The 9,200-nt window shown below is 66.2% G+C and carries 2 protein-coding genes; both read right to left on the bottom strand.

The window, feature by feature from the left end:
- Nucleotides 1–76: 76 nt before the first annotated feature.
- On the bottom strand, nt 77–5,398 hold the full coding sequence (locus ACIGHB_RS32545; protein ID WP_399918199.1) for a hypothetical protein: 5,322 nt from the start codon (nt 5,396–5,398) through the stop codon (nt 77–79).
- 167 nt (nt 5,399–5,565) lie between these two features.
- Nucleotides 5,566–9,108: a LamG-like jellyroll fold domain-containing protein gene (locus tag ACIGHB_RS32540; protein ID WP_399918197.1), complete on the bottom strand. Its 3,543-nt coding sequence runs from the start codon at nt 9,106–9,108 to the stop codon at nt 5,566–5,568.
- Between the last annotated feature and the right edge of the window lie 92 nt (nt 9,109–9,200).

Genomic DNA, 9,200 nt, shown 5'->3' with positions numbered 1-9,200 from the left:
CCCTGAGCACCTCACGAACCACCAGCTGAGCACCCCACCAGCTGTCCAGACCGCTCCGGACCCGCAGCCAAGATCTTTACGGGACAGCCCTTAGGAATCCCTTGTCGTCGACCCATGTCGGCGTGGTGCCGCGGGCTTCGCCGAACGGCTTGGTGTAGCGGCGGGTGACCGCCTGGGTCGTGGCGTCGACGCTCATGGAGGCGGTGCCGTGGTGATCGTCCACGATCCAGCTGAGGCCCTTGTTCGTGCGCAGGGCCTTGCCGCTTCCGGCTCCGTAGTACCGCTGGGCGGAGAATGCCTTGGTGACGGTGTCGTAGTGGAGCTCCTGGCCGCCGGGAAGGTAGAGCACCGTCTTCGTCGGGCCGCGGCGGATGAGGAGATCGCCGCCGGCGTCGTGGAGGTAGGTGGTGGTCTTGGTGCCTTCGGTCAGTGTGGCCGGCTTGCCTTCGATGTTCCAGGTGAGGTTCTGGTCGCCAGTGGCTCCGGGCCGCTTGGTGGTGTTGCCGAGCGAGTCGTAGGCGTAGTTCGCGGTGACGCCTTCCGACACCGTGCTTGTCAGGGTGTGAGGCTGTCCGGCACCGGACGCGTTCACGGGTGGATAGGTGTACTTGGTTTCGGTGTCGCCGGTGGCGGTGTGGATGGTCTGGGTGTCGCGCAGGCCGCCCGGCTTGTACGTCCAGCTATGCCAGTACGGGGCCGGTCCTCCCAGCGCTGCGACGGACCGCGATGCGGTGCAGTCACCGGAAGCGGGGGTCCACGCCTGGGTCAGACGGCGGTAGCCGTCGTAGGTGAAGCACTGGTTGTCGTCCGTGCCGGCCTTGTTCTTAATGGAGGTGACGTTGCCACTGGCGTCGTAGCTGTAGTCGACGTCGCTGAGGTAGCCGACGCTGGTCTCGTCTACGACGTGGCTGTTCGTCAGCCGCCGGGTGCCGTCCTCGTACCGGTTGACCACCTGCAGGTGCTTGGCGGTGGTGGATGTGCCCAGGCGGGTGTCCTCAGCTTCGCCATACTGGGTGTAGCCGATGGACCGGACGTAGTCCGTCATGCCTTCGACGGACGTCGGCATGCCGAGGCCGTTGTACCTGTAGGCGACGGTCTCGAGGGGGAGTCCGCCGACGGCGGGAAGGATGGTGTTCTGGACGGTGCCGTCCAGGTTGTAGGCGGTAGACGTGGTGAAGGTCTGCGGTGCTCCAGCGACGACCAGCGGGTCAGTGGCCGCCAGGACCGTCTTGACCCCCGTGGGCTGCCCCATCATGTCGTAGCCGGTGACCACGTTGGAGTAGATCTGGCCCGTGGTGCCCCCGACATAGCGAATGGCAGCCGACAGCTTGCCCTTGGCTACAGTGTCGTAGAGGTTCTTGGTGAGCTGGTGGGCGTTGTCCTTGACGTCTTCCCAGGTGCCGGTCTGGCGGCCGAGGACGTCGTACTCGCGGATGAGGGTCTTGGCCTGGCCGTTCACGGAGGCCGTGGTGGTCAGGACCTGGTCCGCATCGTTGTATGTGCTGGTGCTCTTGCCCTTGTCGGGGTCGGTGGACTCGATGAGCCTGCCGCGCAGGTCGTAGGTGTAGGTCCACTTGGCGCCGTCGGGGCCGGTCATGGTCTCGATCTGGCCGCCCGGCGTGTAGGTGTACTTCGTCGCGGTGTACGCGCTGCCGGTCGGGGTCGTGCCCGGGTACTCGCGGCGCTCGGTGGTCTTTCCGTAGACGTCCGTGAAGGTGAGGGTGCCGGTGCCGCCGGGTGCCGCGGTGAACGCGGTTCGGTCACCTTCGTAGGCGGTGTAGGTCGTCCACTTCGGCTGGTTGTACACACGGAAGTGTGCCTCGGTCGGGCGGCCGGCTCCGTCGAAGACGGTCTTGGTGGATGCAGGGACGGAGCCCTCGAAGGTGTTCTCAAGGGTGCCGCTGGGAGCGTTGTTGTCGTGGATGCCGCCGTTGGCGATCGTGGCCAGGCCCCGGTCGTCGTAGAGCGTCTCGGAGATGACCCGCCCGCCGTTGGGTGCGGGGACCTGCGTCTGGCGAGGACGCAGCAGGGAGTCGTAGATCTGGTAGGAGCTGTTGTAGGTCTTGCCGTCGGACTTCAGGGTGTCTGTGCGGATCCAGGTCTCTGCGGTGTTGCTGACGTTGTACGTGTAGACGATGCTCGCGGCGTTCGCCATGGCCCGGATGCGGTTGGGCTTCCAGACCGAGGTGAGCCGGCCGAGGGCGTCGAACTCCCATTCGGTGGTGTTGCTGTTGGCGTCGGTGACCTTGGTGGCCTTGCCCCAGGCAGGGTCGATGACCGTAGTGGCGGTGTAGAGCTTGGGGTCGGTGACGGTCTGCCTGGTCAGCGGACCGTAGACGGCGGGCTCGTAGCTGGTCTTGGTCGTGCGGTCGAGCGAGTCGGTCACCGAGGTGGGTCGGCCGAGCAGGTCATAGGCCGACGTCGAGACGGTCTGGTAGACGGGCGCCCCTGACGTGTAGCCCGACAGACGGTAGGACCCGGTGATGTCGCCCTTGGTGGGCGCGACACCGGCGGCCTTGCCGTCGTACGAGGTCTTCAGGTCGGAGATCGCATCCGCAGGGAGCGAAGGCGTGACGGAGCAGCCCACCGCGTACGTCTCGATGCGTGAGGCAAACTGGACCAGCCAGGCGCCTGTGTTACGGGCGTACGTGGAGCGGGTGCACGTCTCGTCGCCGGACTTGGCTATGTCTCCGGCCGCGTCCACCTTGGTGGCCATGCCGTACGTGGTGTCGTACGTGGTGGTGCTGGAAACGGTGCGAGTTCCGGTCGACGTCTTCTGCCGAGTTCGTACGGTGCCGGGCTTGACGAACCAGGACTCAGGTGTGCCCCAGCTGTACTCGTGGCTGGAGGTCCTGTAGGACCATGGGTCCGTGATACTGCCGCTTACCTCTTCGGCGCCGTCGTAGCTGATGCTTTCCCGGACGAAGCCGCTGTACTGGCGAGAGTCGTCGATCGCACGTTCGGTCGAGTCTATGACCTTCTCTTTGCGGACCGTGCCGTCCTTTTGCTTGTCCCCGTCGAGGCCCCGCATGTACAGGGTGAAGGTCTTGCTCTGTGTGCCGGTGGTGACGCCGGTGGCGGTGGTGACCTTCGAGTAGCCACGCCACTGCGACCACGTGCGGTACTTGTCCTTGGTGATGCCGTCGTCGTCGGCGAAGGCCCAGCCGGCGCCACCCGCGTAGGTGTAGTGCGTTTCCTGGGGGTCGGCGTGGCCGGTGGGGTCTGTGACGACGACGGAGTCCACGACGTATTTGTGGAACCAGTCAAGCTCTGGTATTCCGCCGGACTGCGACCAGTAGACGGGGAAACAACGCAGATTGTTGTCGTCCTCGCTCGCGGGCATGGTGGTGCCGCGGACGCACTGTGGGTCGGAGTAGTTGACCGTGGTCTTACTGCCGGTGTCCGAGGCGAACACGCGCACGCGCCACTTGTAGTAGCGCAGGGTGTTGGTACCGCCTTCGACGTGGTTGGGCATCTGGATGCCGCCGAAAGTGGTCTTCGGCATGCTGATCGTAGTGCCGGCCTTGCCGTGGGCCTGGATGGACTTCAGCCACAGGCTCGGGGACGAGGAATCGCCGGTGGCGGGGAAGTCGTGCTCCATCGTCCAGGAATCGATGAGCCGCATGGCGGTGCCGGTGCCCGACCAGACGTAGGAGCTGATGAGGGTCATTCGGTATCGCGTGAAGAACGCGGGCCCGATGATGTTGGTGCACGCCTTGCCCGTGTCGCAGATCATGTCGAACGGGACGTCGGGCCAGTTCGCCTTGGTCGTGCTGGTGAGGCTGTCGCAGTCCGTGGCGGTGCAGCGCTGCGAGTAGACGAAGGCAACCGACTGGGAGGCCGGCTTGGTGAAGATGCTGTCCGAGCGCTGGCCGTAGTTGATGCGCTTGAGGTAGCCGCCCCGAACATAGGGGGTGCCGGGGCTGTCGACGCCGGACTTGGCGTAGTTGTTGGTTTCCTTGCCGTACCAGTAGGTCATGGCGTTGTCGTGGGGGTCCACGACGTAGTCGAGGTTCCACCGCCACGCCTGGGTGCACGCGGACGTGTTGAACGTACTGGCGTGGCACGGCTCGCCGGTGTCGTCGCCGAAGACCGGCACGGTCCAGGTGGAGTGGGTCACAGGGTCGTCCGCCTCTGTGCCGTTGTCGCTCCAGCCCTCGAGCTTGTGCTTGCCGAAGAAGTACTGGACACCGTCGGTCGTGGTGACCTTCCAGTACTCACCGTTGTTGTCCCCGTTCGGGGCGCCGGTGAGGTGCTCGACTTTGCTCGCGTCGTCGTCTGCCAGCCGCCACGATCCGCCGGCCTCTTCGGAGCGTTCCGCCGTGGTGCAGGCTGCTGAATCGGCACAGTTGTTGACGAGCTGAGACGCCTTGCCGTTCAGTACGAGGGTCGCGTTGGCGTACTTCCAGCACAGGTCGCCCTTGCCGGCCTGGCCGTCATCCTTGCAGGATCCGTACTTGCGTTCGATGTAGGAGTCCGTGAGGGAGAAGCCCTCTCCGATCACGGACGTCTGATTGTTCTCGCTCGCGGTGCGGCCGTCGACGCTGCCGGAGTTGTAGCTGATGGCGAGCGAGGGCCCAGGGCCGGCCGTGGCCGGCGGCATCCGCAGCGGGTAGCTCCAGTTGAAGTCACCGGTGTTGCCACCGGCGGACCAAGTCGCGGAGGACGACAGCGGCGTCGCACCGAAGTCACCCTGCGTCGAAGAGGCTCCCGCCGTGGCTGCCAGGAGCATCGGCTGGGCAGCGCGGAGCGTGCCGCCCGCGAGGTCGGCGCTGAGGGTCTGCTCGCTGGTGTCGTTCTCCGAGGAGAGCGAGGTCTGCTTGCGGCAGGCCGCCTTGTCCGGTGTGGTCAGCGCACAGGCGGGAATGCGGACGAGGTGGAGACGGGCGCCGAAATTGCCACCGTAGGCATCGGCGAAGGACGCGTAGTCCAGCGAGAAGCGTAGGGGGGCCGCTGTGTCCGCCGCCTGACCCGGGAGGACGGAAAGGAGTACACCGTTGACGCCCGCCTTACGCGCGGTTTTCTGGTCAAGGACCTTCACCTCGGCCTGGCCTGCCGGCCGGCCGCCGCTTCCTGCGGACCGCTTCGCGCTCTTCCCGACTGGAGCGAGCGTGACGGGAAGACCTCCGACGGACGCTTCCGTCGTGCGGTCGGCCGGGAGGGTGAGGGTGGTCTTGCCCGGCGCCGGCCAGTGCGCCTTGGCCAGACGCTCCTTCGTCGCCTTGACAGCGGCGACTGTGGCGTCGACGGGCCCGGACGTCGTCCGTGTGAAGTCCTCGACACGGTCGATCTTCGGCTTGACGGGCTCGGAGAAGTCGCGTGCTGAAGCGGCGGCACTGGTGGTGAGATCGATCCCGTCGGGGATGGCGATCTGCGGGAGCAAGGTTATCGACAGCACAAGCGCGCCTCGGCCGAACCATCTGGGCAGTGAGGTTCGGCGTCGTCTGCCCTTCGGGGCAGTTGACATCGGGATTTCCATTCTGCTTGGGAAACCAGCACAGAAGTGGTGCTGGGAAAAGGGGCACCGGTGGCTCGCCGCACATGCGGCGAGCCACCGGCGTGGTGTTACTCGAACTGGTCCTTCTCATTCGCGTAGGAATCGCCCACTGCGGACGGCGACATGGCGCCCGCCCACACACGGATGTTCCCCACGTGACCCGGGAAGTAGCGTCCGACGGTGCCGTCGACGATGCCCCGGCCGATCTCGAACTTCCCGCGGCCCTGCCAGGGAACCGTGAAGGCCACACCGTCATCTCCGTCGACCTGCGACGAATTGACGTAGAGGAACATGGCGCCGCGGCTGACTTCGTCGCCATCTCCGGAGGTGGCCGCGTACTGCGCGTCGTAGACGACGGTCAGTCGAACCCACTTGTCCTTCTGCGCCGGCAGGGATGAGCCGTAGGCCCATGCGGAACCCGAGGCGTCCTTGCTGGAACGTCCGAGCCGCCACTTGCCGGCGGACGATCCGGCGGGCTGCTCGTACCAGATACCCCAGGAGAAGTTCGACGTGCCTGCCTGGCCCAGGACCTGGCGGAGGTACCCCTTGGACGTGTCCTTGACCCCCTCACTGTCCAGACGCACCCAGGCGGTGGCGGTGAAGGAGCCCGTGTCGTCCACGACGGGACCCGATGCGCCGGCGTAGCCGGACACACCGTTGAGAACCATCGCGTTCTTCGTGGGCTGGTTCGAGGCCGGGTTGTCGGCCGTGGCCGGGTCGATCCCGATGGTGGCGTCGCCGTGGAGTGTCATCGTGCGGCCGTACCCGGAGGTGTCCTGGATGCTGGTGCCGGTCGCCGTGGTGGCGTCCCACGAGGCGACGTTGGCGGTGACGGGGTCCCCCGCGTAACCGTCGCTGGCGTCCTCGTCCTCCTGGGTCGCAGTCTTGGCGACCTCGTCACCGGAGAGCGCCCGGGACCAGGTGTACACCTCGTCGACGGATCCGTCGAAGTAACCGTGGTACTCGGACTGCCACAGACCCCGCCCGATCTGCAGGCCACCTGTGGCCGTCCAAGAAGCCGGCACCGCGTGCGTTCCCTGCAGGCGCCCGTTCACGTAGAGGCGGATCTCCTTCTCAACGGAGTCGTACACCGCCGTGAGGTGCGTCCACACCCCCGTTGTGGCCGGCTGCTTGGACACCACCACCTGATCCGAGATGCTCCCGCTCGTGGAGTCGACGGGAGACGACAGCAAGGACCAGTGCCCCTTGTCGTAGGCGAGGTAGAAACCGCTGTAGACCTTGCCGTTGATCCCGACGACGGTTCCGCCGGGCGCACCGGGGTTGATCCTGGCCCACGCGGAGACGCTGTAGGAGTACAGCGTGTTCATCGGCGGAGAGGACGTGGCTGCGTACGCGGTGGTGCCGTTCACCTGCAGTGCGTGCGAGCCCGCGCGGCTCTTGGTGCTGTACACGGCGGAACCGCCGAGTGTGAGGGGCCGCTTCGTCGCGGCGGTCGTCGAGTCGGCGCCGCTGTTGTTAAGGGACCACATCCCGACCGGGGCTTCTGCCCGCTTGACCCTGAAGCTGTAGTAGGCCGTGATCGAGCTGTGCATGGCCGCGTCGTAGGCCCACACCTGGAGGGTGTTCTCCATGTCCTGGTTCGGAGTCACCCACAACGTGGTTGAGGCACCGGTGGACACGTTGATCGGCGCCGAGAGGGGACCGCTGTTCAGCCGCCACTTGTAGGAGGTGACATCCGACTGGATGCCTGACAGGCTCGCGTTCGTGTCCGCAGGCGTAAAGCGGAACCTGCCCGCCTTGCCGACGGCTCCGGTAGGCACACCGTCCTCTGCCGGCGGGTACAGGCCGTCGTCGCTCGTGATGATCGGCGGCGGGGGGCCGGTCGTGTCGACACGGAAGTAGCACCAGGTCGACCAGGACGACTGCAGGTGCCCGGAAGCGCCGCGGTCGGTCGCCCAGTATGCCTCCGTCAGGGCCCGCATCCGGTACGTCGTGTTGTCGGCGAGCGCGGGCGAGGTGGTCTGGGTCACGTCATTGTCCGTCACGTGAGCCCCACCGGTGGGCGACTGCGCCCAGAACATCTTCTGCGAACCGTCCGCCTTCCACACCTCGTACAGGGCTCTGAGCTGGGCTTTCGCACCATCAGGGGACTGCACGACGGCGGTGAGCTTCGGTGTCCGGCTGCTCGTCACGAGCGGCGTGGTTGACGCGTTGCACGCCCTGCCCGTCGTGCCGTAGCGCACGCCGACCGCAGTGGGCTTCTCGGGCTGGGAGACGTAGGTGACGGACAGCTTGGCGTCGTTGCGGAATCGTGCCCACGCGGCGGTCGTCGACTCGTCCTCGGCGCGGAGCTCCAGAGTGAGAGTGGGCTTCTGGTCGTTCACGAAGGACTGCAGCGTGGGGGTGAGGTTCTCCTCCGTCTCGCCACCGGCCACGTTGTCGCTGTAACGCAGCCAGTTCGCCGGCTGCGCCGGACTGCACAGGTCTCCACGGCCCTGCGCCGACCACCGGTCCCCCATCATGTCGACATACGCGGGCCTGGTCCCCCACGTCGTGGAGCTGGAAATGCCCTTGTCCTCGTCGACACGGTTGAGCTGGTAGTTGTGCTGGGTACAGGTGAAGCTCCAGGTCTGGTAGACCTCCCAGGTCACGTCAAGGATCTTCTTCTTGTACAGCGAGACCATCGGGTACTCGAAGTACATCCGCTGCGTGTAGGGGGTCTCGGAGCACAAATAGCCGGCGTAGTTGGAGCAGCGCCCCACGCCCTTGTCCCCCGTGAACTCCCAGTACCGCACGCCGTCCGACCGAAGAGCCGTCCAATCCGTCAGCACCAGCCCCGTCACCGGCGGATCGATGTACACCGGGTACACCGTCTCCTCGCTGCGCAGCAGGCCCAGGTCCGGCTTCATCTCCAGCGTGTCCGCGCTGAGCTCCACCGCGACGTCAGCGGTCTTGTCGCCGATGCTGGGGGAGGAAAAGGGTTCCTCCCTGCCGCCGTCATGCGCTTCCTCCGGCGGTGCCGTAGGACTCGGCTCTTCGACAGCCATGCCGCGCATCTGAACGTCGGACGTCTTCACCGGCACCTCGGCCGAGCTCTGGGCATCTCCGGAGGAATCCCACATCTGACCGCTCGGGCTCTCGAAGACAGTCCTGCCGTCGTCGTCGACGAAGCGCATGCCACCGTCGTGACCGGGCGTGTACCGCACGCCATTGCTCTCCACGCCCAGGCGCACAGATTCCAGCGACGGGTTCCTGGCCGCCTCGGCGGTCTTGACGACGAGAGTCTGCGTGAAGCCGCTCTCGACGGCCGTCAGCTTCAGATCCACACCAGGAAAGACTTCGGCGTAGGTAGCGGTACTGCCGTCCAGAGCCGGCTCGGGCAGAGCGCCAGGCCAGTCGAGAGACAATTCCTTGCCCGCCTTGGAGACGGTCGCCATCGGCTGATCAGAACCGCCGCCGGAGAACTCCACACGGTTCACCGTGGCCTTGGTCGCGACGCCGCCGTCTCCGGCACGGACCAGCGTCGTGTCAATGGCTGCCCACGACCCGTCGTCCTTCTGAGCACGAACGGGAGCGGCGTTCATCTCCTTGGTGAACGTGCCGTTCGGGTTGGCGAAGACCTGCGACGTCTCCGTCGTGCGGGCAACCACCTCCTGCCTCTGCCCGGTCTCAGCTGCTGCCTCCGAGGCGGCCGATTCTGGTGGGTGCGGTGGTGGCTGATAAGGTCCGCTGCACCTTGATG

Origin of the sequence: Streptomyces sp. NPDC085460 (assembly GCF_044541975.1) — a bacterium.
In the GTDB taxonomy this organism is placed as follows: domain Bacteria; phylum Actinomycetota; class Actinomycetes; order Streptomycetales; family Streptomycetaceae; genus Streptomyces.
Note: the sequence above shows the minus strand (reverse complement) of the source record. Positions and strands in the feature narration are given on the sequence as shown.